The organism is Neisseria gonorrhoeae, from assembly GCF_003315235.1.
In the GTDB taxonomy this organism is placed as follows: Bacteria; Pseudomonadota; Gammaproteobacteria; order Burkholderiales; family Neisseriaceae; genus Neisseria; species Neisseria gonorrhoeae.
In genome coordinates, this window is sequence record NZ_QNRU01000009.1 from 1 (window position 1) to 24,550 (window position 24,550).

Annotated in this window: 23 protein-coding genes, 1 tRNA gene, 1 other RNA gene and 1 riboswitch; of the genes, 7 read left to right on the top strand and 18 right to left on the bottom strand. The window is 53.7% G+C overall.

Translation table 11 applies throughout. The features are described from left to right. Positions 1–313 precede the first annotated feature (313 nt). A complete protein-coding gene (thiC, locus tag DFR77_RS05450; RefSeq protein ID WP_082295455.1) occupies positions 314–2,215 on the bottom strand; it encodes a phosphomethylpyrimidine synthase ThiC in 1,902 nt (633 codons plus the stop codon). A gap of 90 nt (positions 2,216–2,305) precedes the next feature. Continuing rightward, a riboswitch (TPP riboswitch) is annotated at positions 2,306–2,405 on the bottom strand. A 148-nt stretch (positions 2,406–2,553) separates the two neighbouring features. On the opposite strand from thiC, the gene DFR77_RS05455 reads away from it, so the two are divergent. The 3 genes from DFR77_RS05455 (at position 2,554) to DFR77_RS05470 (ending at position 4,638) form a co-directional block, all read left to right on the top strand. After that, positions 2,554–2,630 (top strand) — tRNA-Met (locus DFR77_RS05455). Between the two features lie 182 nt (positions 2,631–2,812). Next, positions 2,813–3,688, top strand: a complete 876-nt coding sequence (locus tag DFR77_RS05465; RefSeq protein WP_003686971.1) for an NUDIX hydrolase — start codon at positions 2,813–2,815, stop codon at positions 3,686–3,688. An 8-nt stretch (positions 3,689–3,696) separates the two neighbouring features. Continuing rightward, positions 3,697–4,638, top strand: a complete 942-nt coding sequence (locus tag DFR77_RS05470) for an ABC transporter ATP-binding protein (RefSeq protein ID WP_003686969.1) — start codon at positions 3,697–3,699, stop codon at positions 4,636–4,638. 126 nt (positions 4,639–4,764) lie between these two features. Here DFR77_RS05470 and ptsP read toward each other — a convergent pair whose 3' ends face one another. From ptsP to DFR77_RS05495, 5 genes are all read right to left on the bottom strand, one after another. After that, on the bottom strand, positions 4,765–6,540 hold the full coding sequence (gene ptsP, locus DFR77_RS05475) for a phosphoenolpyruvate--protein phosphotransferase (protein WP_003686967.1): 1,776 nt from the start codon (positions 6,538–6,540) through the stop codon (positions 4,765–4,767). Then, entirely contained in the window at positions 6,540–6,809 is a 270-nt protein-coding gene (locus DFR77_RS05480; protein ID WP_003686964.1) for an HPr family phosphocarrier protein, read from the bottom strand. The genes ptsP and DFR77_RS05480 overlap by 1 nt, the downstream gene beginning before the upstream one ends. A gap of 220 nt (positions 6,810–7,029) precedes the next feature. Next, positions 7,030–7,467, bottom strand: a complete 438-nt coding sequence (locus DFR77_RS05485; protein WP_003686962.1) for a PTS sugar transporter subunit IIA — start codon at positions 7,465–7,467, stop codon at positions 7,030–7,032. Between the two features lie 83 nt (positions 7,468–7,550). After that, complete coding sequence (locus tag DFR77_RS05490; protein ID WP_003694420.1) at positions 7,551–8,114, bottom strand: hypoxanthine-guanine phosphoribosyltransferase; 564 nt, start codon at positions 8,112–8,114, stop codon at positions 7,551–7,553. A 68-nt stretch (positions 8,115–8,182) separates the two neighbouring features. Continuing rightward, positions 8,183–9,007, bottom strand: a complete 825-nt coding sequence (locus tag DFR77_RS05495; protein ID WP_003686958.1) for a DNA ligase — start codon at positions 9,005–9,007, stop codon at positions 8,183–8,185. A 92-nt stretch (positions 9,008–9,099) separates the two neighbouring features. On the opposite strand from DFR77_RS05495, the gene DFR77_RS05500 reads away from it, so the two are divergent. Next, entirely contained in the window at positions 9,100–9,732 is a 633-nt protein-coding gene (locus tag DFR77_RS05500) for an MBL fold metallo-hydrolase (protein ID WP_003686957.1), read from the top strand. Positions 9,733–9,798: 66 nt separating this feature from the next. Here DFR77_RS05500 and DFR77_RS05505 read toward each other — a convergent pair whose 3' ends face one another. The 5 genes from DFR77_RS05505 to DFR77_RS05525 form a co-directional block, all read right to left on the bottom strand. Then, a complete protein-coding gene (locus DFR77_RS05505; RefSeq protein WP_047923882.1) occupies positions 9,799–11,589 on the bottom strand; it encodes a DNA recombination protein RmuC in 1,791 nt (596 codons plus the stop codon). Between the two features lie 331 nt (positions 11,590–11,920). Beyond that, positions 11,921–12,709 (bottom strand): cytochrome c1, encoded by a 789-nt coding sequence (locus DFR77_RS05510; RefSeq protein ID WP_003686953.1) that lies wholly within the window; start codon positions 12,707–12,709, stop codon positions 11,921–11,923. A gap of 14 nt (positions 12,710–12,723) precedes the next feature. Continuing rightward, positions 12,724–14,073, bottom strand: a complete 1,350-nt coding sequence (locus DFR77_RS05515; protein WP_002215003.1) for a cytochrome b — start codon at positions 14,071–14,073, stop codon at positions 12,724–12,726. An 18-nt stretch (positions 14,074–14,091) separates the two neighbouring features. Next, a complete protein-coding gene (gene petA / locus DFR77_RS05520) occupies positions 14,092–14,673 on the bottom strand; it encodes a ubiquinol-cytochrome c reductase iron-sulfur subunit (RefSeq protein ID WP_113852057.1) in 582 nt (193 codons plus the stop codon). A 122-nt stretch (positions 14,674–14,795) separates the two neighbouring features. Next, a complete protein-coding gene (locus DFR77_RS05525; RefSeq protein WP_113852058.1) occupies positions 14,796–15,545 on the bottom strand; it encodes a Nif3-like dinuclear metal center hexameric protein in 750 nt (249 codons plus the stop codon). 128 nt (positions 15,546–15,673) lie between these two features. Here DFR77_RS05525 and DFR77_RS05530 point away from each other — a divergent pair, with 128 nt between their 5' ends. Next, the gene (locus tag DFR77_RS05530; protein WP_113852059.1) at positions 15,674–16,603 is read left to right on the top strand and encodes a LysR family transcriptional regulator; all 930 of its coding nucleotides are present in this window, start codon (positions 15,674–15,676) and stop codon (positions 16,601–16,603) included. Between the two features lie 192 nt (positions 16,604–16,795). Then, on the top strand, positions 16,796–17,290 hold the full coding sequence (locus DFR77_RS05535) for a hypothetical protein (protein ID WP_003694428.1): 495 nt from the start codon (positions 16,796–16,798) through the stop codon (positions 17,288–17,290). Between the two features lie 380 nt (positions 17,291–17,670). Here DFR77_RS05535 and rpsI read toward each other — a convergent pair whose 3' ends face one another. The 7 genes from rpsI to ppc all read right to left on the bottom strand — a co-directional run bounded on the left by rpsI (position 17,671) and on the right by ppc (position 23,383). Beyond that, on the bottom strand, positions 17,671–18,063 hold the full coding sequence (gene rpsI, locus DFR77_RS05545) for a 30S ribosomal protein S9 (RefSeq protein ID WP_003686946.1): 393 nt from the start codon (positions 18,061–18,063) through the stop codon (positions 17,671–17,673). 12 nt (positions 18,064–18,075) lie between these two features. Next, positions 18,076–18,507 (bottom strand): 50S ribosomal protein L13, encoded by a 432-nt coding sequence (gene rplM, locus DFR77_RS05550; protein WP_003686944.1) that lies wholly within the window; start codon positions 18,505–18,507, stop codon positions 18,076–18,078. Between the two features lie 177 nt (positions 18,508–18,684). Further along, positions 18,685–18,864, bottom strand: a non-coding RNA gene (gene ssrS / locus DFR77_RS05555) — 6S RNA. A gap of 5 nt (positions 18,865–18,869) precedes the next feature. Then, the gene (locus DFR77_RS05560; protein WP_003686942.1) at positions 18,870–19,175 is read right to left on the bottom strand and encodes a cell division protein ZapA; all 306 of its coding nucleotides are present in this window, start codon (positions 19,173–19,175) and stop codon (positions 18,870–18,872) included. 10 nt (positions 19,176–19,185) lie between these two features. Further along, positions 19,186–19,515 (bottom strand): hypothetical protein, encoded by a 330-nt coding sequence (locus DFR77_RS05565; RefSeq protein ID WP_003686940.1) that lies wholly within the window; start codon positions 19,513–19,515, stop codon positions 19,186–19,188. A 53-nt stretch (positions 19,516–19,568) separates the two neighbouring features. Beyond that, on the bottom strand, positions 19,569–20,558 hold the full coding sequence (locus DFR77_RS05570; RefSeq protein WP_003686938.1) for an NAD(P)H-dependent glycerol-3-phosphate dehydrogenase: 990 nt from the start codon (positions 20,556–20,558) through the stop codon (positions 19,569–19,571). Positions 20,559–20,680: 122 nt separating this feature from the next. After that, on the bottom strand, positions 20,681–23,383 hold the full coding sequence (ppc, locus tag DFR77_RS05575) for a phosphoenolpyruvate carboxylase (protein ID WP_082285319.1): 2,703 nt from the start codon (positions 23,381–23,383) through the stop codon (positions 20,681–20,683). Positions 23,384–23,425: 42 nt separating this feature from the next. Between ppc and DFR77_RS05580 the strand changes: the two genes are divergently transcribed. Beyond that, positions 23,426–24,319 carry a HesA/MoeB/ThiF family protein gene (locus tag DFR77_RS05580; protein WP_003686936.1) on the top strand — a complete coding sequence of 298 codons (894 nt, stop codon included), beginning with the start codon at positions 23,426–23,428 and terminating at the stop codon, positions 24,317–24,319. Positions 24,320–24,550 lie beyond the last annotated feature (231 nt).

Below are 24,550 nucleotides of genomic sequence, written 5' to 3' on the forward strand. Positions count from 1 at the left end.
CCGTTTAAACACGGTTTTTATCTGACAGGCGCGCAATCCGCCCCCTCATTTGCCGAACAAGCGGTCCGGACTCCCGCCCGCGCGGGAATGACGGCGGAAAGATTCTATTTTTCCCGATAATCGCCCACAATCTCAAATTCCTTCATTCTCTCAAAACAAAATCAGAACCCTAAATCCCATCATTCCCATCTATGTGAATATAAAAATTTTAAAAATTACTTTAATGATCGGTTGTTTAATCATTTTCACAAGCGAAAAAATCCCGTCTGAAGCCTTTTTTCCGGGCTTCAGACGGCATTTTTTGCTTGACGTTTCAACTGTAAATCTTCGCGCCTTTTTTGACGAACTCGACCGCTTTTTCCTCCATACCCTGCCGTTGGGCTTTTTGCTTGTCGGCGTAGTCGCGCACTTCCTGCGTGATTTTCATCGAGCAAAATTTGGGGCCGCACATTGAGCAAAAATGGGCGATTTTCGCGCCTTCGGCGGGCAGGGTTTCGTCGTGGAAGCTCTCGGCGCGTTCGGGGTCGAGGCTTAAGCGGAATTGGTCGCGCCAGCGGAATTCGAAACGCGCCTTGCTCAGGGCGTTGTCGCGTAATTGCGCGCCCGGCCAGCCTTTGGCGAGGTCGGCGGCGTGGGCGGCGAGTTTGTAGGTGATGATGCCGGTGCGCACGTCTTCTTTGTCGGGCAGCCCCAAATGTTCTTTGGGGGTAACGTAACAAAGCATCGCCGTGCCGTACCAGCCGATATTGGCCGCGCCTATGCCCGAAGTGATGTGGTCGTAGCCGGGGGCGATGTCGGTAACGAGCGGGCCGAGTGTGTAAAACGGTGCTTCAAAGCAGTGTTGCAACTCTTCGGTCATATTTTCTTTGACGCGTTGCAGCGGCACATGGCCGGGGCCTTCGATCATGACTTGTACGTCGTGTTTCCACGCTTTATCGGTCAATTCGCCCAAGGTGTGCAATTCGGCGAATTGGGATTCGTCGTTGGCATCGGCAATGCAGCCGGGGCGCAGGCCGTCGCCCAAGCTGAACGATACGTCATACGCCTTCATGATTTCGCAGATTTCGTCGAAATGCGTGTAGAGGAAGTTTTCCCGATGATGTGCCAAACACCATTTCGCCATAATCGAACCGCCGCGCGATACGATGCCGGTGAGGCGGTTGGCGGTCATCGGCACATAACGCAGCAACACGCCCGCGTGTATGGTGAAATAGTCCACGCCTTGTTCCGCCTGCTCGATTAAAGTGTCGCGGAACAAATCCCAAGTCAAATCTTCGGCGATGCCGCCGGTTTTTTCCAAAGTTTGGTAAATCGGCACTGTGCCGATGGGGACGGGCGCGTTGCGGATAATCCATTCGCGCGTTTCGTGGATGTGCGCGCCTGTGGATAAGTCCATAATCGTGTCCGCGCCCCAACGCAGCGACCACACCATTTTTTCGACTTCTTCGGTCAGGCTGGAGGTTACGGCGGAATTGCCCAAGTTGCCGTTGATTTTGACGCGGAAGTTGCGGCCGATAATCATCGGTTCGAGTTCGGGGTGGTTGATGTTGGCGGGGATAATCGCGCGTCCGGCGGCGATTTCTTGGCGCACGAATTCGGGGGTGATTTGGTCGGGACGGGTCGGGATGTTCGCACCGAAACTTTGCCCTGTGTGCTGTTTCAAGAGCTTGGCGTATTCAGGCCGTCTGAAAAGCTCGTCCAGCTTCATGCGTTCGCGTATGGCGGCGAACTCCATTTCGGGCGTGATAATGCCTTGGCGGGCGTAATGGAGCTGGGTTACATTGCGGCCGGCTTTGGCACGGCGCGGGCGGGTGATTTGGTTGAAGCGCAGATGGGCGGTTTTCGGATCGTGCGCACGTTCGATGCCGTATTCGCTGGAGAGTTTGGGCAGGATTTCGGTATCGCCGCGTTCGTCCAGCCACGCCGTGCGGATGTGCGGCAGGCCTTGTTTCAGGTCGATGTGCGCCGCCGGATCGCCGTATGCGCCGCTGGTGTCGTACACCGGAATAGGCGGGTTGGCTTCCGTACCTTGCGCCGTGTAGGTGTCGTCCTGACGGATTTCGCGCAAAGGTACGCGGATGTCGTCGCGGCTGCCTTGCAGATACACGCGTTCGGAGTTCGGATATTTGAAGCGGATGCCGATGTCTTCGCTCAAGTCGGAAAGTTCGCGCGCTTCGTTGCCGGAAATTTTGGCGGTTTTTTTTGGCGTAGTCATAAAAAATGCTCCTGTTTTCTCGTTTAGAATAAAGAAACAGGAGCGTTTTGCGTTTTCAGACGGCATTTGAAAACCAATGCCGTCTGAAAGACAGAATCCGTGAAAACTCCCCACGCAGGTATTATCCCGATCGGGTGTAAAGGGTATTTCTCAGCCGCCTGAACATCAGGCAGCACCCCTGTTTCGATGTTAACCAAAATTAAATCACGAACATGAACTTTTGTAAAGAAAATGATATTTCAAATCAGGCATAAGCCGCCGGACGGAAAACTTTATGATTTTTCACGGAAATAATGTTTGACAACATAAAAAATCTGCCGTATAGTTTCATCTTCTGACGCGGGATGGAGCAGCATGGTAGCTCGTCGGGCTCATAACCCGAAGGTCGTAGGTTCGAATCCTGCTCCCGCAACCAAATATCAAACCCCTCGGTTCAATGCCGAGGGGGTTTTGTTTTTCCTGTTTCCTGCCGCCTCCGTTTTTTGCCGGATTTTCCTTCCTGCCGCAATATCGGAACGGCAGACCGCCGTCTGTTTGCGGTTGCAAATTCAGGCGGTTTGGCTACAATCTTCCGCATTGTGTTCAAGAAAGCCGGCTATGCCGACCGTCCGTTTTACCGAATCCGTCAGCAAACAAGACCTTGATGCCCTGTTCGAGCGGGCAAAAGCAAGTTACGGTGCCGAAAGTTGCTGGAAAACGCTGTATCTGAACCGTCTTCCTTTGGGCAATCTGTCGCCGGAATGGGCTGAGCGCATCAAAAAAGACTGGGAGGCAGGCTGCTCCGAGTCTTCAGACGGCATTTTTCTGAATGCGGACGGCTGGCCGGATATGGGCGGACGCTTGCAGCACCTCGCCCGCACATGGAACAAGGCGGGGCTGCTTCACGGATGGCGCAACGAGTGTTTCGACCTGACCGACGGCGGCGGCAACCCCTTGTTCACGCTCGAACGCGCCGCTTTCCGTCCGTTCGGACTACTCAGCCGCGCCGTCCATCTCAACGGTTTGGTCGAATCGAACGGCAGATGGCATTTTTGGATAGGCAGGCGCAGTCCGCACAAAGCAGTCGATCCCGGCAAGCTCGACAATATTGCCGGCGGCGGTGTTTCCGGCGGCGAAATGCCGTCTGAAGCCGTGTGCCGCGAAAGCAGCGAAGAAGCCGGTTTGGATAAAACGCTGTTTCCGCTCATCCGCCCAGTATCGCGGCTGCACAGCCTTCGCCCCGTCAGCCGAGGTGTGCACAATGAAATCCTGTATGTGTTCGATGCCGTCCTGCCCGAAACCTTCCTGCCTGAAAATCAGGATGGCGAGGTAGCGGGTTTTGAAAAGATGGACATTGGCGGCCTATTGGATGCCATGTTGTCGAAAAACATGATGCACGACGCGCAACTGGTTACGCTGGACGCGTTTTACCGTTACGGTCTGATTGATGCCGCCCATCCGCTGTCCGAGTGGCTGGACGGCATACGTTTATAGGATGCGCCATGCTTGAACTGAACGGACTCTGCAAATGCTTCGGCGGCAAAACGGTCGCCGACAACATCTGCCTGACTGTCGGGCGCGGCAAAATACTCGCCGTACTGGGGCGGTCGGGCTGCGGCAAATCCACCCTGCTGAATATGATTGCGGGCATCGTCCGGCCGGACGGCGGCGAAATTCGGCTGAACGGGGAAAACATTACCTGTATGCCGCCCGAAAAACGCCGTATCTCGCTGATGTTTCAAGATTACGCGCTGTTTCCCCATATGAGTGCGCTGGAAAATACGGCATTCGGTTTGAAAATGCAAAAAATGCCGAAAGCCGAAGCCGAACGCCTCGCCTTGTCGGCACTTGCCGAAGTCGGGCTGGAAAACGAGGCGCACCGCAAGCCTGAAAAACTTTCCGGAGGCGAGAAGCAACGGTTGGCACTGGCGCGCGCTTTGGTTGTCCGCCCTTCCCTGCTGTTGCTGGATGAATCGTTTTCCAGTTTGGACACGCATTTGCGCGACCGGCTGCGCCGTATGACCGCCGAACGCATCCGCAAGGGCGGCATCCCTGCCGTTTTGGTAACGCATTCGCCCGAAGAGGCCTGCACGGCGGCGGACGAAATCGCCGTCATGCACGAGGGGAAAATCCTTCAATGCGGTACGCCCGAAACCTTGATTCAAACGCCTGCCGGCGTGCAGGTCGCCCGTCTGATGGGGCTGCCCAATACCGACGATGACCGCCATATTCCGCAAAATGCCGTGTGCTTGGACAATCATGGAACGGAATGCCGCCTGCTGTCCCTCGTCCGCCTGCCCGACTCGCTCCGGCTTTCCGCCGTCCATCCCGAACACGGCGAGCTGACCTTAAACCTGACTGTCGGACAACATACGGACGGTATTTCCGGAAACGGTACGGTCCGCATCCGCGTCGATGAAGGGCGTATCGTCCGTTTCCGATGATGCGGCAGAAATGCCTGCCAAACAAAATGCCGTCTGAAAATTTTTCAGACGGCATTTCTTGACCAAAGCAGCTGTATTTTTTAAGGGCGTTATTTGACTGCAACCCGCTCGCATTGTCAACAATATTTATTTCCGTCCCTTGACTTCGGCTTCTTCCGCGACAGACACGCTGTTGATCTGTTTGATCAGCTTTTCCGACTTCTCTTCGTCTTCGCAGCGGATGACTTTCGCAATATCGCCTTCGAGCTGTCCGGCATTGCTGTGCAGAATGATGTTTTTGACGGGCAGGATGTTGTTCGGATTCATGGAAAAACGGCGCAGCCCCATACCCAATAAAACGCGGGTAAACGCGGTATCGCCCGCCATCTCGCCGCATACGGACACGTCTTTGTCCATGCGGTTGGCGGTACGGATGACGTGTTGCAGCATTTTCAGCACGGAAGGATGTCCGGGTTGGTAGAGATGGCTGACGCTGTCGTCGCCGCGATCGACGGACAGAATATATTGGATCAAATCGTTGGTACCGACGGAGATGAAATCGACCAGTTTCAAAATACTGCCGACGGTCAGCGCGGCAGACGGAATTTCAATCATGCAGCCGATGCCGACTTCGCCGAAGGCATCGCCGCGTTCGGCAAGCTGGCGTTGCGCGGTGTCGAGGTGGATGAGGCACTGGCGCACTTCGGATACGGAGGTAATCATCGGCCACATCATGCGGACGGGACCGTGTACCGCCGCACGGAGGATGGCGCGCATCTGCGTGCGGAACATGACCGGTTCGGCAAGGCACAGGCGGATGCCGGTCATGCCCAGCGCGGGGTTGAGGCTGCCGTTGGGCGTGCTGTTTTTCCCGAACCAGCGCGGATTTTTGTCCACACCCAAATCGACTGTCCGTATCGTTACGCTTTTGCCCTTCATTTTTTTGACAATCGCGCTGTACACTTCGTACTGCTCGTCTTCAGACGGCATCGTATCGCGGTTCAGGTAAAGAAACTCGCTGCGGAACAGCCCGATGCCGTCTGCGCCGAGGTTGTGCAGCGGTTTCACGTCTTCGGCGGATTCTATATTGCCCACAAGCTCGATGCAGACCCCGTCGGCGGTAGCGGCGGCGGTTTTTTTGAGCTTGTTCAAATCGCGTTTGTGGCTGCGGTATTCGCGGGCGCGGCGGCGGTATTCGTTCAACACCGACTCATCCGGCGAAATAATCAACACGCCGTTGATGCCGTCCACGATGACCGTTTCGCCTTCGGTAATCAGTTTGCGCGCGTTGTGCAGCCCGACGACGGACGGGATGTCCAAGCTCCTGCCCAAAATCGCCGTATGCCCGGTGGGGCCGCCGGCATCGGTAACGAAGGCGGCAATGCGCTGCTCTTTAAACAAAACCGTGTCGGCGGGTGAAAGGTCGTTTGCAATCAGAACGGTTTCGTCAAACAGGTTGTCGGCAACCTCCAACTCGTTGCCCTGCCCGATCAGGTTGTTGTGGATGCGGCGGACGACTTGCAGCATATCCTGCTTGCGTTCGCGCAAATAGGCATCGTCCATATTGTCGAATTGGGCGGCGAGTTTGTCGCTCTGCTGCTTCAATGCCCACTCGGCGTTGATTTTTTGTTCCCTTAAAATATCGACGGGTTCGCGCGACAAGGTAACATCGGTCAAGAGCATCAGGTGCAGCGAGATGAACGCGCCCAACTCGGTCGGGGCGTTTTCGGGAATCGCGCTGCGGAGCTGTTCCAACTCTTTGCGCGTGGCTTTGACGGCGGCATCGAAACGTTCGGCTTCGGCATCGGTGTCCGCCTGAGCAACATCATACTGCGGCACTTCCTCCGTACCGCGCGCAATCAGGTGGGCGCAACCGACGGCAATGCCTTTGCCCGCCGCCACGCCGTGCAGCACGATACTCATTATTCGCCCTCGCCGAAGTAGTCGTTGATTAAGTCGGTCAATGCCTTCATGGCTGCGGCTTCGTCCAAGCCGTCGGTTTCCAGTTCGATGACCGTACCCTTGGCGGCTGCGAGCATCATCAGCCCCATAATGCTTTTGCCGTTGACGCGGCTGCCGTTTTTCGTAACCCAGACTTCGCTTTTGAATTGGGACGCGGTTTGGGTGAACTTGCTGGACGCGCGGGCGTGGAGTCCGAGTTTGTTGATGATTTCGATGGATTGTTTGAGCATTTCGGTTCCCGTGTTATGTATAGTGGATTAACAAAAACCAGTACGGCGTTGCCCCGCCTTGGCCCAAAGGGAACGATTCCCTAAGGTGCTGAAGCACCAGGCGAACCGGTTCCGTACCATTTGTACTGTCTGCGGCCCGCCGCCTTGTCCTGATTTTTGTTAATCCGCTATATATCGGCAGCAGACGCCGTTTAAAATGTTTTCCTGCCCTGCCGCTTCTTCAGACGGCATCGCCGCTGCGCCGGCACACCAAATCTTCGGGCGCGGACGTGATGGCGAAAATGCCTTTTACCGCCGCCTCCCTGACGCATTCGGTAAAGGCGGCAAAGTCTTCCGCCGCCGGCGAATATTGGACGGCCTTAATCATCATCGGCGCGTTCAGCCCGGTCAAAATCGCCGATTTGTTTTCGCGCACGAGCCGGCGGGCGGCATTGCAGGGGGTCGCGCCGAAGATGTCGGTCATAATCAATACACCGTGGTTTTCAGGAAACTCTTGCAGCGCGGAAATGGCGTTGTTGATAATGTCGTCTTGGTCTTCCGTCGGCTGCACGCCGAGTATGCGGACGTTTTCAGGCAGCCCGCCCGGAAAAAAATGATGCGCCAGCTTGCGGTAGGCTTCGCCTATGGTTTCGTGTGTGATGATTAAAAGCCCTATCATATTGATGCGTCCTGTTCCTCATTAATCCTGCCGGCGTATGGGCGCGATGCCGTCTGAAAGGCCTTCAGACGGCATCGCATCCCTTATTTTCCGCCCAATGCGTAAATCTCGCCCAGATTGCGCCAGCAGCCTGCCGCATCCATGCCGTAACCGAAAACATAACGGTTCGGCACATCCAGTCCGACATAATCGGCTTTGACCGGTTTTTCTTTGTCGATTAATTTATTGGCGAACACCGCCGCACGGCAGCTTGCCGCACCCATTTCCAAAAGTTTGGCTTGAATGGCGGACATCGTATGCCCTTCGTCCAAAATATCGTCCAACACGACCACGTGCCTGCCCCGGATTTGTTCCGCATCGGGCATACGCTTCCAGTTGAACGCGCCGCCCTCCAGCTTGTCGCCGTAACGGGAAACGTGAACATAATCAAAATCTAAGGGAAAACGCAACAGCGGCAGCAACTGCCCCGTAAACACCACCGCGCCGCCCATCACGGGCAGCAGCAACGGATATTTATCCCCCAAATCGCGCGTAATCTCGTCCGCCACTTTTTGCAGTGCGGCACGGCATTGGCCTTGGTCGAACAAAAGATCGGCGTTTTCAAGCATCGCCTGTGTTTCAAGGCGTTTGGTTTCTAAATCGGTCATATGTCGGAATCGGTCGGTAAAAGGAAAATTATAAACCAAAGTATCGGATGCCGTCCGAGCCGTCCTGCTCAACGGTCGGTACGCACGCGCACAAATGTGGCAAATTTCGGCGTGCCTTTCCGCGTAAAGCCACGGTAACGGTAGGTAATCAGCGTGCCGATTTTGGGCGGGTTGTCGCGGTCTTTGTCCTTGAAACCGCTGCCGATGCGGAATTCGCCGTGTCGGTTTTTGCAGCCGACCGCGCCCAGCCGTCCGGCGTTTCGCCCTTTGCCCTCATAGTGCCGCGTTACCGTGCATTCGTCGTCGTATTGGCTTTTCAGCTTCAATAATTGGCTGCTCCTGCCGCCGCTGTAACGGGATTCGGGCTGACGCAGCATCACGCCTTCGCCGCCCTGCGCTTCGATTTGTTTTAAAAAGTCCATCGCGTGCCGCCGGTCGCGCACTTTGATTTGCGGGATGATGGTAATCGGCGCGTTCGGATGCGTTTTCAGCCACTGCGTTGCGACTGCCAAACGTTGGTAGAGGTTGCCCTGCGCCTTGGGTACGTCGAAAACGTGCAGGCGGATACCGCGCCAGTCTGAAGAAACAGAACGCACGGTAGCGGAAATCTGCTCGAACTGACCGCGCCCGCTATACAATTCGCCGTCCAAAGGATAAGGCGGAAACTGCGCGGTAAAGCCTTTGGGCGGCGTAAACGCATAACCCTGACGGCTTATCAGGTGCTTTCCGTCCCAATACGCGCGCACGCCGTCGAGCTTCTCGCTCATCGCCCAGCCGGCAATGTCCTGCCCTTTGTATTCCTGCGCCAGCATCAAATCCGCCGCGCCTGCCGATGCAGGGATGAAAACCGCCGTAAAAATCGGTATGATGCCGCCGATTATCTTCTTAATCACCTGATTCCCCCAATATCAAAACAGGCGGCAAACCGCCATAAAACAAACGGCAAACCCGATGCCGTCTGAAAAACCGTTTTAGGAACACGCCGATGACCCTACGTTACGAAATTCTCCCCGTTACCCCCTTCCGCCAAAACTGCACCCTGATTTGGGACGACGAAAGCGGCGAAGCCGTCCTGACCGATGTCGGCGGCGACGTGCCGTTCCTGCTGCAAGCGTTGGCAAACCGCAAACTCACGCTCACGGCAATCTGGCTGACGCACGGTCATCTCGATCACGCGGGCGGCGTGGTCGAGATGCTGGAAACGCATAAAGTCCCCGTCCTCGGCCCGCACCGCGAAGATGAATTCCTGCTCCAATCGCTGCCGCAAACCACCGCGCAATACGGATTCCCCGTCTCGCCCGCCTTTGCGCCGAACCGTTGGCTCGAAGAAGGCGAAACGCTCACGGTCGGACGCTATGCCTTCCAAGTGCTGCATATTCCGGGGCACACGCCCGGACACGTGGTTTTCTATTGTGCCGAAGCGGAGCTGCTGATTGCGGGCGACGTGCTGTTTTACGAAACCATAGGCAGGACCGATTTTCCGCGCGGCAACCACGCCGACTTAATCAACAATATCCGCAACAAATTATTCGCCTTCCCCGAAACCGTGCAAGTTGTCGCCGGACACGGGCGTATGACTTCCATCGGACACGAAAAACGGCACAATCCGTTTTTCTAACCGACTTCCCAAAGTCTTCAGACGGCATCATCTGCACTGATGCCGTCTGAAACGCATCCGCCTTTCCTATTCGGCTTCGTCAGCCGCTTCCTGTTCCGAAGGTTTGCCCAAAGCAAATGCCGTCTGTTCGTTGGCACGCTCGACCAAATCCCGTTGAAGCTGTTTGCCTGCCTTCACGCCCAACAGACGCAGTTTCTCGGCGCGTCCGACCAGATTCCCGCGTCCCTCGGCAAGTTGCTTGAATGCCGTCTGAAAGCTGTTTTGCGCCTGATCGATGCCTTTGCCGACGCTTTCGAGCGTCTGTACGAAGCCGACAAACTTGTCGTACAGCTTGCCGCCTTCGTCCGCAATCGCCAGCGCGTTTTGGTTTTGCTGCTCGTTGCGCCAAATATTCGCCACCGTCCGCAAAGTCGCCAGCAGCGTACTGGGGCCGACCAGCATAATCCGTTTGTCGAAACACTCTTGGAACAAGCCCGCGTCATTCTGCAACGCCAGCAGGTAGGCCGGTTCGACAGGGATAAACATAAAGACGAAATCCAATGTGTTCACACCTTCCAAATCGGTGTAATCCTTCAGCGACAAGCCTTTCATATGCGCGCGTATGCTGGCGATATACGCCGCCAGTTCGCGTGCCGCCTCATCCGCATCCGCCGCCTGCGTGTAGCGCACATAAGCCGTCAGCGAAACCTTGGAATCAATGACAATCTGCTTGTTGTCGGGCAGGTTGACCAAAACGTCGGGCTGGAGGCGGCGCGTGCCGCCGTCTTCCTCTTTTCGGACGGATGCCGCCTGAACCACATATTCCCGCCCTTTCTGAAGGCCGGAATTTTCCAAAACCGTTTCCAGAATCATCTCGCCCCAATTGCCCTGAACCTTGTTCTGCGTGCCGGTCAGCGCGTTGGTCAGGGCCTTTGCCTCGCTGTGCAGCTGCGCATTCAACCCTTGGAGCCGTTTCAATTCGTTTTCCAAAGTCAGCCGCTCGCGCGATTCTTTATCATAAGTTTGCCTGACCAACTCGCCGAAACCGTGGATGCGTTCGTTCAACGGGTTCAAAACCTGATGGAGCTGCTCGCGGTTCTGCTCGGTAAAACGGCGGCTTTTTTCTTCCAAAATCGTGTTGGCAAGATTTTGAAACTGATCGCTCAAGCTTTTGCGCGCCTCGCCCAGCAAGGACAGCTTTTCTTCAGAAGCAAGGCGTTCCTGTTCGATTTGCGTTGCCAAACGTTCGTTTTCAACCGCCAAACCCTGCGCCTTTTCCTGCAACTCGGTATGCGACTGCCTCAACCGCTCCGCTTCCGCCTCTTTTTCCTGCAAATAGGCAATCTGTTTTTCGGCGGCGGCAAAACGGTTGCCCACATCGGAAAGGTCGTTTTGCACGTCGCGGACAGTTTGGCGGCTTTCTTCCAAATCGGTTTCGATTCTTTGGCGGATTTGGCGTTCCAAGGCATATTGGTCGGCAAACGCCTTCCGTTCCTGTCCGAGCTGCGTTGCCAAACGTTCGTTTTCAACCGCCAAACCCTGTGCCTTTTCCTGCAACTCGATATACGACTGCTTCAGCCGCGCCGACTCCGCCTCTTTTTCCTGCAAATGGGCAATCTGCTTTTCGGCTGCGGAAAAACGGTTGCCCAAAGCATAATTTTCGTCCTGCAAATGCTCGTATTTCCCATCCAAAGCGGCCAATTCTGATGCAATTTCTGCGTGTGCCTGTTCAATAAAATCACATCTTGCCGCCTTTTCCGCCAATTGCGCGTTCAAACCGGCAAACTCGCCCTGAAACCTGCCCTTCATCAGCAACCATGTAAACAACACGCCCGACACCAACGCCGCCAAAGGCAGCAAAACAGTCATCAGCTCCATCAATCATCCTAATATTCAAACATTTTCACACCGGACAAAACCGCCGCCATTCTACCTGTTTGCACGGTGCAGCTCCAAAAAATATAGCGGATTGGCTTTAAACCTGTTCGACATCGCCTTACCATGCTGCTTGCGGTTTCAGACCTTTTCCTAATTCAATATCAATCTGCCACAAACCCTGATTAAGTTCCCGATGTCTGACATTTTTAGAATGATGCCGTCTGAAATGTTGCAGCTATGTTCAGACGGCATACGGATTCAGGCTTTTCAAACGGCAGGCAAAATGAAAAAAGGGCAAACCCTAAAGGATTTGCCCTTTTGTTCCAAACGCTTAGTGTACGTCTTTCCAATATTCTTTTTTCAGGAAATACGCCAAAGGCAGCATAACCGCAAATAGGAAAATCATCACGACATAGCCTATACGTTTGCGTTGCAGTTGTGCAGGTTCGCCCATGTACACAAGGTAATTGACCAAATCGCGTACATATGCGTCGTACTCTTTCTGGATCACTTTGCCGTTAGGCAGGCGGCGGCTGTGCAAACCGGTAGATTCCCAATACAGCTTAGGCTTCATCTCGCCGTGTTCGTCTTTTACCATAACCGGCTGACCTTTGGCATCCAACTCAACGGCTTGAACGCCTTGCTGTTCCCACAACGGGTGGGGCATACCGACTTTATCGAATACAGTATTGTTCCAGCCGCTCGGACGGGTCGGATCTTTATAGAAGCCACGCATATAAGCGTAAAGGTAGTCTGCACCTTTGGAACGCGCAATCAATGTCAAATCGGGCGGAGCAGCACCAAACCATTTTGCCGCATCTTTCGGGTTCATCGCCGAATGCATGACATCGCCGACATTATCGGTGGTAAACATCAGGTTTTTCTTGATTTCTTCGTCAGTCAAACCGATGTCTTTCAAACGGTTGAAACGCATACCGCTTGCCGAGTGGCAGGACAGGCAATAGTTGGTAAAGATTTGTGCGCCGCGCTGCAGGCTGACTTGGTCGCGCAAATCGATATCGACTTTCTCATAGTGTGCATGACCGCCCGAAGCAAATGCCGCACCCATGGGTACTGCCGACAGCAAGGCAGCAAACCAATTTTTCATAGCTTGTTTCATTTTGACTGCCCTCATCAGATGTTGGTTGCAAACAGGTAAGCACCCACGGCGGTAATGCCGACGTAAACAAAGAACATGATTTTTTGTTTGGCGGTGCTCATGGTTACGCGTTCGGGAACCGGTTTGTTTTTATCCAGCTTGGTATAGAACGGCATACCCAGGAAGAATGCGAAATAGACGAAGGACAGGATGCGCGCGACCAAAGTACGCGTATCGGTTGCCACCATCGCGCCCAAAATACCCAAACCGATAAAGGAAATGATGAACAAGACCAATGCGGTTTTGAAAATCGGACCGCGGTAACGGACGGATTTCACCTCGCCCCTATCCAGCCAAGGCAGCAGGGCAATCAACACGACCGCCGCGCCCATACCGATTACACCCCAAACCTGCGTTCCCAAGAAGGAAGGAATCGCACGCAAAATGGCGTAGAACGGTGTGAAATACCATACCGGCGCAATGTGCGGGGGTGTTTTCAGCGCATTTGCCGCATCGAAGTTCGGCGCTTCCAGGAAGTAGCCGCCGCCTTCAGGGGCAAAGAACAATACGGCACAGAAGACAATCAGGAATACAACGACGCCCAGGATGTCTTTAACAGTGTAGTAAGGGTGGAACGGGATGCCGTCGCGCGGAATGCCGTTTTCATCTTTGTTTTTCTTGATTTCCACACCGTCGGGGTTGTTAGAGCCCACTTCGTGCAGTGCGATGATGTGTGCCACGACTAAACCGAGCAATACCAGCGGTACGGCGATAACGTGCAGGGCGAAGAAGCGGTTCAGGGTAACGTCGGAAACGTTGAAGTCGCCGCGAATCCAAGTGGACAAATCAGGACCGATGACGGGAATGGCGGAGAACAGGTTGATAATCACCTGCGCACCCCAAAAGGACATCTGACCCCAAGGCAGCAGGTAGCCCATAAAGGCTTCCGCCATCAATGCCAAGAAGATCAAAGAACCGAAAATCCACACCAATTCGCGCGGTTTTTTATATGAACCGTAAATCAAACCACGGAACATGTGCAGATAAACAACAATGAAGAAGAAAGATGCGCCGGTGGAGTGCATGTAGCGGATAATCCAACCGCCGGACACGTCGCGCATGATGTACTCTACTGCGGTAAAGGCAGCAGGCAGATGGTAGGCATTCAGGTTGCCGTCCGGTTTGTAGTTCATCGTCAGGAAAATACCGCTGACGATTTGAATCACGAGGACGAGCAGGGCTAAAGAGCCGAAATAGTACCAAAAATTAAAGTTTTTCGGCGCATAGTATTGCGCCAAATGCTCATTCCACATTTTAGACAGGGGGAAGCGAGCGTCCATCCAGCCTAACAATGCTTTTGCTTTGCTATTGGTTTGGTTTGCCATAATTATCGTTCCTTATTCTTAGTCTTCGCCCACCAAGATAGTTGTGTCGCTCAAGTATTTATATGGCGGGACAACCAGGTTGGTCGGGGCAGGAACACCTTTATATACGCGGCCGGCCAAGTCGAATTTCGAACCGTGGCAGGGGCAGAAGAAGCCGCCTTTCCAGTCTGCACCCAAATCGGCGGGGGCAATGTCGGGACGGAAGGTGGGCGAGCAGCCCAAATGGGTGCAGATACCGATGGCGACAAGGATGTTCGGCTTAATCGAACGGGTCTCGTTTTTAGCATACTCCGGCTGCTGTTCCGCATCGGAATTGGGATCGGTAAGTTCGCCGTTCAGGCCTTTCAGGTCTTTAAGCTGCTGATCTGTACGGTTGAGCACCCAAATCGGTTTGCCTTGCCACTCGGCGGTCAGCAGCTGACCCGCTTCGATTTTACTGACATCCACTTCGACGGCAGCACCGGCGGCCTTGGCTTTTTCCGAAGGGAAAAAACTGACCACAAACGGCGTTGCCACACCCAATGCTGCCACTCCGCCCGCGCCGCAGGTCGCAAGTGTCAGGAAACGGCGGCGGCCGTTGTTGATTTCTTGATTATCCATTATTCAGTCGTCCTAATATTTTGGGAATGCCGAGCCATTAAACATTGCAATTTTACCCAGTTTGCAGTGATACTCAAAGCATTATTTAAAATAAGGTAAAGTTTTATGATATTTCTCAAGACTCAAGCCGGGTTGTTTTCGTCAAAATGGCACACTTCCAACCCGAAAACCTCTGCCGCCGATTCTGCCAGCGCGCGTACGCCGTAACGTTCCGTCGCGTGATGCCCTGCCGAAATGAAAGCCGTACCCGTTTCATTGGCGAGGTGGTATTGGGCTTCGGAAATTTCACCCGTCAGATACAGATCGACGCCTTCATCTATTGCCGTCTGAAAAAAGCCCTGTGCACCGCCGGTACACCATGCGACCCGTCGGATTTCGCGTTCGGGTTTGCCGATGACGACAGGCTTACGTCGCAAAACTGTTTCAATATGCGCCGCCAATGCGCCGAGTGTCTTGGCTTGTTTCAGGCTGCCCGAGTTGAGCAGGTTTTGTTCGCCGAACCGTTTTTCTGTCGCAAAACCCAATCTGTCGGCGAGTTGGGCATTGTTGCCCAGTATGGGATGCACATCCAGGGGCAGATGGTAGCCTGCCATATTGATGTCGTGCCGTAACAGTGCGGCAATCCGTTCTTTTTTCCAACCGGTAACGGTCGGCAGCTCGCTTTTCCAGAACATACCGTGATGCACCAAAAGCAAATCTGCCTTCTGCTCCACAGCAAAATCAATCGCTGCCCTGCTTGCCGTTACCGACGTAACGATTTTCCCGATATATTCCCTCCCTTCAACCTGCAAACCATTGGGGGCGTAATCTTTAAACGATGCCGTCTGCAACGTTTCGTCGCACCAGGCTAAAAAATCTCTGCGCAAAACCATATTTTTCCTGTCATTTCCAAACAAGCGGGCATTCTAACCGCAAATGCCCGAAACGCCCATTTTTCCGATTTGCACCCGCATATGAATTATTTTAATATGCGCCGGTTCAATATGCCGTCTGAAGCCCCATGGATTCCATTATCGAATTGCGCCACCTCAAAACCCTGCTGGCACTTGAAGAAACCGGCAGCGTCTCCCTTGCCGCCAAACGGGTTTTCCTTACCCAATCCGCCCTTTCCCACCAGATCCGTATGCTCGAAAACCACTACGGCACGCCGCTGTTCGAACGCAAATCCACGCCCCTGCGCTTTACCCCGGTGGGCGAAAGGCTGCTGCGCCTCGCCCACGAACTGATACCTCAAGTTGCTGTTGCAGAACGAGATTTGGCGCGAATCACGGAAGGGGAGGCGGGAGAGCTGCGGATTGCCGTCGAATGCCATACCTGTTTCGACTGGCTGATGCCCGCCATGGGCGAATTCCGCCCGATGTGGCTCCAAGTCGAACTGGATATCGTATCAGGATTCCAAGCGGATTCCGTCGGGCTGCTGCTGCAACACCGCGCCGACCTCGCCATTGTCTCCGAAGCCGAAAAACAAAGCAGCATCAGCTTCCACCCACTGTTTGCCTACGAAATGGTCGGCATTTGCGCCCCGGACCATCCGCTTGCCGCCAAAAACGTTTGGACGGCGGAAGACTTTATCGGGGAAACCCTGATTACCTATCCCGTTCCCGACGAGATGCTGGATTTACCCAAAAAAATCCTGATTCCGAAAAACATCAACCCGCCGCGCCGGCACAGCGAGCTGACCATCGCCATTATCCAACTGGTTGCCAGCAGACGTGGCATTGCCGCCCTTCCCTATTGGACAGTCATGCCCTACCTTGAAAAAGGCTATGTCGTCCACCGCCAAATTACTGCCGACGGACTGCAAAGCAAACTGTATGCCGCCATCCGCACTGAAGACACAGATAAAAGTTATCTGAACAACTTTTGCCAAATCATACGTGAACGCGGCTTCGCGGACTTGCCCGGATTAAGTGAGTTGGAACCGGTCTGATTTCCCTTGTTCAAACTATACCCGGGCTATTTTTCTATTTTTTTATATTTAAGAAAACGGAATAGTTATTAGAGAAACTCTTTTAACATAGCCTCAAGGGGTTGTTAAACTTGAAACTATATGAGATGGGAACAGACTCATAACGGGTGAAATATATGGATCAACAGGACGTTTTAGACATGGAACAAAATAATGAGATTAACGAAATATCCTTATAACTCCATAAGAGAGTTAGAAGACTATTTAATAAACACCTATCAAAAATATATTATTCTACAAGAGGGAGGAAAAGAGATTTATCGATGTTTTATTCTTTCTTTTTATAAAGAATTCAATATAGGTATTGGATTAGCTGTTTCTTGCATAAGTATTCCCCCAAAAGTATTAATGCTTGATGATAAAAATATTTTTATCGGATTTGATTCAGTCGTTTTTTGTATTTCTATACAAAATTCAAAAGTTAACATACTAAATATAGATGGAATAGTTTTTGATATTTATTTATTGGATAATCAAAAAATTTGTATTATTCATGAGTTGGGTGCAATTATTACAGATAAAAATTTAATAAGAGAGAATTCAGTATCTACCGATATAATATCAGACTGGGAAATAGATAAAGTTAATAAGTTAATCATATTAAAAGAGTTAGACTCTGAAAAAATAATTTCTCTAAATTATGATTAAGGATGCTTGGTTATTTAAGATATTCTCCCCATTATATAATACAGGTTAGCTAAAAACTAGGAAACTGTTCCTTTACTGATCGGCTTGAACGGCGGCGGCGACACCTATGCTAACCCTAATAGATTGCCATTTTTATAGGCTAGTTGAAATAGCCGTTCTATTTTTTCAATAACTCTAAATAAATTAAAAGTTATTTTACAAAGTAGAAATACGATGTCCTCTCCAGTAACAGCCATCCCTGACGGTCAGTTCGTCCGTGTAGTCGATACCGGTGCTGTTTTTGATTTTTGCCCAATCCGTAATCTTTAGATTACCAATGGGAAACCGCCTGTTACAAATAAAAAACCCTGCGATAAGCAGGGTTTTTTGAATTTCCAAAATCAACGTTTGGAGAATTGTTTTGCACGGCGTGCTTTGCGCAGACCCGGTTTTTTACGTTCGACTTCGCGCGCATCGCGGGTAACGAAACCGGCTTGAGACAAGGCAGGTTTCAAAGCAGCGTCAAAATCAATCAGGGCACGGGTAATACCGTGGCGGATTGCGCCGGACTGGCCGGTTTCGCCGCCGCCGACAACATTTACTTTGATGTCGAGAGATTCGGCGTTTTCAGTCAGAACCAGAGGTTGGCGGACAACCATACGGCTGGTTTCGCGTGCGAAGAATTCGTCAACGGGACGGCCGTTTACGATGATTTGACCCGTACCTTTAGTCAGGAATACACGAGCCACTGAACTTTTGCGGCGGCCTGTGCCGTAGTAGTATTTACCGTTCATGTCGTGTCCTTATTATTTCAGTTCCAAAACTTTGGGTTGTTGCGCAGCATGGGCATGCTCCGCACCAGCGTACACTTTCAGTTTTTTAATCATGGCGTAACCCAGCGGACCTTTGGGCAGCATACCTTTTACAGCCTGCTCCAAAGCGCGGCCCGGGAATTGATCTTGCATTTCGCGGAAAGTGCGCTCGTAGATGCCGCCTGGAAAACCGGAATGGCGGAAGTATTTTTTATCTTCGAATTTGGCACCGGTTACACGCAGTTTGTCCGCATTGATGACGATGATGTAATCGCCGGTATCGACGTGGGGGGTGTATTCAGGTTTGTGTTTGCCACGCAGACGGCTGGCGACTTCGGTTGCAACGCGACCCAAGACTTTGTCTTGGGCATCGATGACGAACCATTCGCGCTTCACCTCGTGGGGTTTCGCTGAAAAGGTTTTCATAGTGGAAATCCAGATAGATATAGAAAGTTATGGATTTTAAAGACAGGATTTGATTTTGTCAATCGCATTACCGCGTTACGGAAGGATTTTCCGGATTTCGGCAGACTGCATACTGCTTTTTCGGGCGGGGCGGCGGCCAATGTGAAAAACCGCATCGTTGCGATGCGGTTTTGAATGGGAATCCCCGCGAGAGCCGTTTCGGCCGAATCCGCTTGAACCTTGCTGACAAGGCGGCTGCCCCGGGTAGTTTCGGGTGCGTCCGCAAAAGGACGCTCGCGCCCACTACTGCTCCCGGCAACCTTAAGCGAACTTATTGGTTCAAAGGAATATATGCCTTCGCGGACACCGCAGGGAAAAAGGGGTTATTCCTGCCCCAAGCGGGATAGTGCCTTTTGGCAGGCGTTGTCCATATCGGTTATTTTACGCGCAAAATCGCCGATTGCCAAATCGCCGCCGTTCAGGGAGGTTTTCAATAGGTCGTGGACGACGTTGAGCGCGGCCATAATGACGATTTTTTCGCTGTCCGCGACGCGGCCGCCTTCGCGGATGGCTTCGGCTTTGCCGTTGAGCATTCCGACTGCCTGCAACAGTGTGTCTTTTTCTTCTGCCGGCGTGTTGACGGTCAGCCGGGCGTGCATGACTTCGATGTAGACTTGTTCGATGTTCATCCTTTAATCCTTATTGCTGCGTTTCCTGCCGTTGGGGGAGGCGCGCTGCCAGTGCGCTGATTTTCTCCCTGCTCTGTTCGAGCAGGGCGCGGTATCGTGCATTTTCTTCCGTCAGGCTGTCGATTTTGTTTTGCAGGTCTTCTTTGAGTTTGCCGACTTGGACGAGCAGGGCTTCGCTGAGTTCGTCGACGGCGGTCTCGTGTTCGAGTTTTTGCCGCTCGTGCGCCCGTTCGAGTTCGGCGACGGTTTCTTTGAGGCGGCGGTTTTCGCTGACGAGGGTTTCGAATTTTTGTACCAACGTATAAACGCTGCTTTCGAGTTTTTCGATATTTTGTTTCATGACCTTACCTGTCTGTATGCCGTCTGGGGGTTCAGACGGCATCTGTTTGTTGTTTATTCGAAACGCGCGCTGCGTTCCATCAGCCTTTCGACGACCTGCTGAGGGGTCATTTCTTTGCGGATGAGTTGCAGCAGGGTTTGGGTAATCGGCATATCGATTTGGTATTTGCAGGCGGTATTGAAGACTTCTTCTATGGTGCTGACCCCTTCGGAAACGTGCCCGATTTCGACCAGCACCTGATGCAGTTCCTTGCCTTCTGCCAAACCCAAGCCGACGCGGCGGTTGCGCGAAAGTGCACCGGTACAGGTCAAGATGAGATCGCCGATGCCGGCAAGCCCCATCATGGTTTTGGGCTGCGCGCCCATTGCGGAGGCAAGGCGGGTGATTTCGGCCAGTCCGCGCGTAACCAGTGCGGCACGGGCGTTGAGTCCGTATTCGAGTCCGTCGGAGAGTCCGGTAGCGATTGCCATGACGTTTTTGACTGAACCGCCTACTGCCACGCCGATAACGTCGGTACTGCCGTAAAGCCTCATGACGGTCGTGTTGAGCTGCGGTACGAGTTCTTCAATCCACTCTTGGTTTTCGGAGGCGAGGACGACGGCGCAGGGCAGTTGTTTGGCGAGTTCCTGTGCAAAACTCGGACCGGAAAGTACGCCGATTTTCTTATTGTCGGGCAATACTTCTTTCAAGACTTGGAAGGTCAGCAGCCCTGTATCCTGCTCGAAGCCTTTGCAGGCGGCGAGGACGGGGAGGTGTCCCGCGCCGTACTGTTTGAGCAGCTCTGCGCTGCTTCTCAATCCGGCAACGGAGGTTACGATAAGGACAAGTCCGCTGTCTTTGAGCGCCTCTGCCAAATCCGCACACACTTCCAAGGTTTCGGGAAAGGAAAAGCCGGGCAGTCCGCGTTTGTTTTCACGCGCTTCCTGCATTTGGCGGACTTGGTCTGCGTTGCGCGTCCACAGGGATACGCGGTTGCCGTGTTGGGAAAAATGCAGGGCGAGCGCCGTACCCCACGAACCTGCGCCGATAACGGTAATTTTCATTGGTCGTCTTTCAACATATCACTGCCGTTCACTTTAAAACAATCGGTGTTTCTCTGCAAGTGCGGTCAGGTAAATGCCGTCTGAAAGGCGTTCAGACGGCATTTTACCCCGATGCGGCACTATCAGCCGGTATTGCGCAAACCTTGCGCCACGCCGTTGATGGTCAGGTGCACCATCAGCAGGGCGTGCGGATTGTCGGGTTCTTTGCGCAGGCGTTTGAGCATGGCGACTTGCAAACCGTTGAGCGCGTTCAGGTATGGAATCCTCAAAGCGAGCGAACGGGCGAGGCTGCGGTTGTCGCGCAAAAGTTCTTCGGTTTGCAGCAGGTCGAGCAGGGCTTTGCGGCTGCGTCGGTATTCTTCCTTAATCATGCCGAAGATGACTTTTGCCTTTTCGGGTGATTCGCTCAAACCGGCGTAGTTTTCCGCCAAGGTGATGTCGGTTTTCGCCATCACTTGTTCCATATTGGAGAGCATCGCTTGGAAGAAGGGGTTGTTTTGGGCGTGTCCGCGCAGGGCGGCGAGGGTTTCGGGGCTGCCTTCGCACAAGGTTTCCACCGCGCTGCCGAAACCGTACCAAGCCGGCAGCATGAGGCGGTTCTGCATCCAGGAGAATACCCACGGAATCGCGCGTAAATCCTGAATTCGCGCCAGGGTTTTGCGGCTGGCGGGACGGCTGCCGAGGTTGAGGGTGGCGATTTCCTGAATCGGGCTGGTTTGCAGGAAGTAGTCGATGAAGTCGGGGTGGGTAATCAGTTCGCGGTAGTATTTGAACGATACGTCCGACAATGCCTGCATCAGTTTGGCATCAGGGTCTTTTTTATCCGGCAGGATGCTGGCTTCCAAAGTCGCGGCAACCAAGGTTTCCAAGTTGCGTTGGGCGTTGCCGGGGTCGGCGTATTTGGCGGTGATGACTTCGCCTTGCTCGGTAATGCGGATTTGTCCGGCAACGCTGCCTGCGGGTTGCGCCAAGATGGCTTGGTAAGACGGGCCGCCGCCGCGTCCGACGCTGCCGCCTCGACCGTGGAACAAGCGCATACGGACATCGTATTTTTTGAAGAGTTCGACCAAGCCCAATTCCGCCTGATGCAGACACCATGAGCTGGTAACGTAGCCGCCGTCTTTGTTGGAGTCGGAATAGCCGAGCATGATTTCTTGGATGTTGCCGCGGCTTTCGAGCAGGGCATCATACCAGTCGAGGCGGAACATGGTTTCCATGACCGGACAGGCATTTTCGAGCGCTTCGATGGTTTCAAACAGAGGCACGATGTTGATGCGGCTGTGCGGTTTGCCGTTTTCCACCGCCAACAGGCCGCTTTCTTTCAGCAGCAATGCCAAGGCGAGCAGGTCGCCGGGTTGTTCGCAGTTGGAAATAATGCTTTGTGTTACGGCATCTTCGCCAAATTCGTCTTTGATTTTGCGCGCTTCGTTGAAAATCGCCAATTCGCGGCGGGTATGGTCGCTGTATGTGATGAACGGGCTGTACAGCGGACGTTGGTGGCCCAATTCGCGCAACAAGGCGGCTTGTTTTTGCTCTTCGTTCAGGCTGTTGTAGTCTTCCAAGCCTGCGTGTTGGAAAAGCTCGGCAACCACATCGGCGTGTTTGCCTGCGTGTTGGCGCAGGTCGAGCGGCATCATGTGGAAGCCGAACACGGACACGGAACGGATGAGGTCTGCCAAACGGCCTTCGGCAAGCAGGCGGCTGCCGTTGTCGATAAGGGAACGTTGCAATTTTTTCAAATCATCGAGAAATTTTTGGGCCGAAGCATAAGGCTCGAGAAAGCCGAATTTGCAGCCCATGCCCAAACCGAGCGAGCGCGCTTTGCCCATAGCGCGCGCCATAATGTAGGCAATGGCGCGGCGGTAAGGTTCTTCGGTGCGGGCGATTTCTTCGTCAGGCGAGAGGGCTGCCAGTGCCATTACGTCGTCGTTGACTTTGACGCGGCGGATGGAAAGCGGCAGTTCGCGGTAAAGTTTGTCGAGTTCGCTGCGGTAAAAACGGAACACGGCATCGGCGTGGCGGCGGAAGGCAAAGCGCAGGGTTTCGCCAGAAACAAACGGATTGCCGTCGCGGTCGCCGCCGATCCAGCCGCCGATTTTAAGGATGTTCGGAACGCGGACATCGGGATAGGCCGTCTGAAAGTCGTGTTCCATCTTGCGGTAGAGTTTGGGCAGGGCTTCAAAAAAGCTCATCGGGAAGATGGACACGCCGTTGTTGATTTCGTCGTTGACGCTGAGTTTGTGGCGGCGCGTTTCGCTGGTCTGCCACAAGCCCAGAAGCACGGTGTCGATTTCGCGGCGCAGCCGTGCCAGCGCGTCGGCATTGGTGCAGCGTTCGCGTTGCGGCAGCAGCGCGCGGATGCGGCGGTTGAAATTCAAAACGGTTTGGCGTTGCACTTCGGTCGGGTGCGCGGTCAAAACGGCGGTAACGGACGTATTGTCCAACTGCCGCTGCACCGATTTGCCGTCGGCTTTCCCCGCTTTGAGCCTGCGGACGGTTTCCGTCAGGCTGCCTTCTGCTGCGTTGTGGCCGGCATCTTCGTGGATTTGGCGGCGGCGTTCGTGGTGCACGTCTTCGGCGATATTCAGAATCTGGGCGAACAGCCCGCAGGCAAACGTCAGATCGTAGGTCTGCCGTTCGTCCAATTGCGGCAATACTTTTTCAATCAATGCCGCGCTGTCGTCGGAAGTGGACAAGAGTTTGACCGTTTCGACAACCAACGGCGAGGCTTCTTCGTGCAGGAGGTTGAACAGGGACTGTTTCAAAAATTCCGCGTCCGCCGCCAAAGCCGCGTCCTTCGGATTGTTCAGGATATGCAGTTGCATGATTTTCCTCTCATTGCCGTAAATACTGTAAATGTACCTCAAATGCCGCATCCGTGCCAAACCGTTCACACTTTAACCACTCATGTCCCGAAATGCCGTCTGAAGTTGAACGCCGCCCGACGGCGGCGTTACAATCGCCCGCAACTGTTTTTTCCGAACATCATCATGACCGCGACCGAACACGACAACGACGACGCACTCCTGCTGCGGTACAGCCGCCACATCCTCTTGGACGAAATCGGCATCGAAGGGCAGCAGAAACTTTCCGCCGCGCATATTTTGGTCGTCGGCTGCGGCGGATTGGGCGCCGCCGCCCTGCCCTATCTCGCCGCCTCGGGCGTCGGCACGCTGACCATAGCCGATTCCGACACGGTCGAGCTGCACAACCTGCAACGCCAAGTCGCATTTGACGAGGGCGATGTCGGCAAGCCTAAAGCCGAAACCTTGGCAGGCCGCCTGAAACGCATCAACCATACTGTCGATGTCCGCGCCGTCAACGAAAAACTCGACGGCTGCCGCCTGACCGGTTTGGTTCAAACCGCCGACATCGTTTTAGACTGCTGCGACAACTACGCCACGCGGCAGGCGGTCAACCGTGCCTGCGTGCAAACGAAAACACCGCTGGTTTCAGGGGCGGCGGTACGTTTTGAAGGACAGCTTGCCGCATACCGTCCCGACTTGCCCGACTCGCCGTGTTACGCCTGCCTGTTCGACGGCGGATCGGCTTCAGACGGCATCTGTTCCCTCTTCGGCGTGCTCTCGCCGCTGGTCGGCATCGTCGGCTGCACACAGGCGGCGGAGGCTCTGAAAATCCTGCTGGAAGCGGGCGAACCGTCGCACGGCAGGCTGGCGGTTTACCGTGCCTTGGAAGGGGGCTGGCAATATTTCGACCTGCCGCGCAACCCCGAATGCCCGGTTTGCGGCGCGGCACGGTAAAACCCTGCCGCCGTTTCAGACGGCATCCGAACGGATGCGGCGGAACGGTTTTAAAAATTTAAAAATTTACATTTCTTTGCAAAAAAATAAACTTACCTTATAATTGCAGTTGTTTTAGCAATGTCTGTTTCGCAGACTCATTGAGTAAGACGTTTTCCCCGTAATGTGTTTGGCCGTCTGTCCCCTTTGGGTTCGGACGGCTTTTTTTGGCTGTGTTTGAATACCCGGTTG

Excerpts from the sequence above, each read along its gene's own strand:
- DFR77_RS05490 (WP_003694420.1), bottom strand. The coding sequence starts at position 8,114 with ATGACCGATTTAGAAACCAAACGCCTTGAAACACAGGCGATGCTTGAA.
- rplM (WP_003686944.1), bottom strand. The coding sequence starts at position 18,507 with ATGAAAACCTTTTCAGCGAAACCCCACGAGGTGAAGCGCGAATGGTTC.
- thiC (WP_082295455.1), bottom strand. The coding sequence starts at position 2,215 with ATGACTACGCCAAAAAAAACCGCCAAAATTTCCGGCAACGAAGCGCGC.
- rpsI (WP_003686946.1), bottom strand. The coding sequence starts at position 18,063 with ATGAACGGTAAATACTACTACGGCACAGGCCGCCGCAAAAGTTCAGTG.
- DFR77_RS05570 (WP_003686938.1), bottom strand. The coding sequence starts at position 20,558 with ATGAAAATTACCGTTATCGGCGCAGGTTCGTGGGGTACGGCGCTCGCC.
- DFR77_RS05565 (WP_003686940.1), bottom strand. The coding sequence starts at position 19,515 with ATGAAACAAAATATCGAAAAACTCGAAAGCAGCGTTTATACGTTGGTA.
- DFR77_RS05515 (WP_002215003.1), bottom strand. The coding sequence starts at position 14,073 with ATGGCAAACCAAACCAATAGCAAAGCAAAAGCATTGTTAGGCTGGATG.
- DFR77_RS05480 (WP_003686964.1), bottom strand. The coding sequence starts at position 6,809 with ATGCTCAAACAATCCATCGAAATCATCAACAAACTCGGACTCCACGCC.
- DFR77_RS05470 (WP_003686969.1), top strand. The coding sequence starts at position 3,697 with ATGCTTGAACTGAACGGACTCTGCAAATGCTTCGGCGGCAAAACGGTC.
- ptsP (WP_003686967.1), bottom strand. The coding sequence starts at position 6,540 with ATGAGTATCGTGCTGCACGGCGTGGCGGCGGGCAAAGGCATTGCCGTC.
- DFR77_RS05525 (WP_113852058.1), bottom strand. The coding sequence starts at position 15,545 with ATGGTTTTGCGCAGAGATTTTTTAGCCTGGTGCGACGAAACGTTGCAG.
- ppc (WP_082285319.1), bottom strand. The coding sequence starts at position 23,383 with ATGCAACTGCATATCCTGAACAATCCGAAGGACGCGGCTTTGGCGGCG.
- DFR77_RS05580 (WP_003686936.1), top strand. The coding sequence starts at position 23,426 with ATGCCGCATCCGTGCCAAACCGTTCACACTTTAACCACTCATGTCCCG.
- DFR77_RS05485 (WP_003686962.1), bottom strand. The coding sequence starts at position 7,467 with ATGATAGGGCTTTTAATCATCACACACGAAACCATAGGCGAAGCCTAC.
- DFR77_RS05505 (WP_047923882.1), bottom strand. The coding sequence starts at position 11,589 with ATGGAGCTGATGACTGTTTTGCTGCCTTTGGCGGCGTTGGTGTCGGGC.
- petA (WP_113852057.1), bottom strand. The coding sequence starts at position 14,673 with ATGGATAATCAAGAAATCAACAACGGCCGCCGCCGTTTCCTGACACTT.
- DFR77_RS05530 (WP_113852059.1), top strand. The coding sequence starts at position 15,674 with ATGGATTCCATTATCGAATTGCGCCACCTCAAAACCCTGCTGGCACTT.
- DFR77_RS05510 (WP_003686953.1), bottom strand. The coding sequence starts at position 12,709 with ATGAAACAAGCTATGAAAAATTGGTTTGCTGCCTTGCTGTCGGCAGTA.
- DFR77_RS05560 (WP_003686942.1), bottom strand. The coding sequence starts at position 19,175 with ATGAACATCGAACAAGTCTACATCGAAGTCATGCACGCCCGGCTGACC.
- DFR77_RS05535 (WP_003694428.1), top strand. The coding sequence starts at position 16,796 with ATGAGATTAACGAAATATCCTTATAACTCCATAAGAGAGTTAGAAGAC.
- DFR77_RS05465 (WP_003686971.1), top strand. The coding sequence starts at position 2,813 with ATGCCGACCGTCCGTTTTACCGAATCCGTCAGCAAACAAGACCTTGAT.
- DFR77_RS05500 (WP_003686957.1), top strand. The coding sequence starts at position 9,100 with ATGACCCTACGTTACGAAATTCTCCCCGTTACCCCCTTCCGCCAAAAC.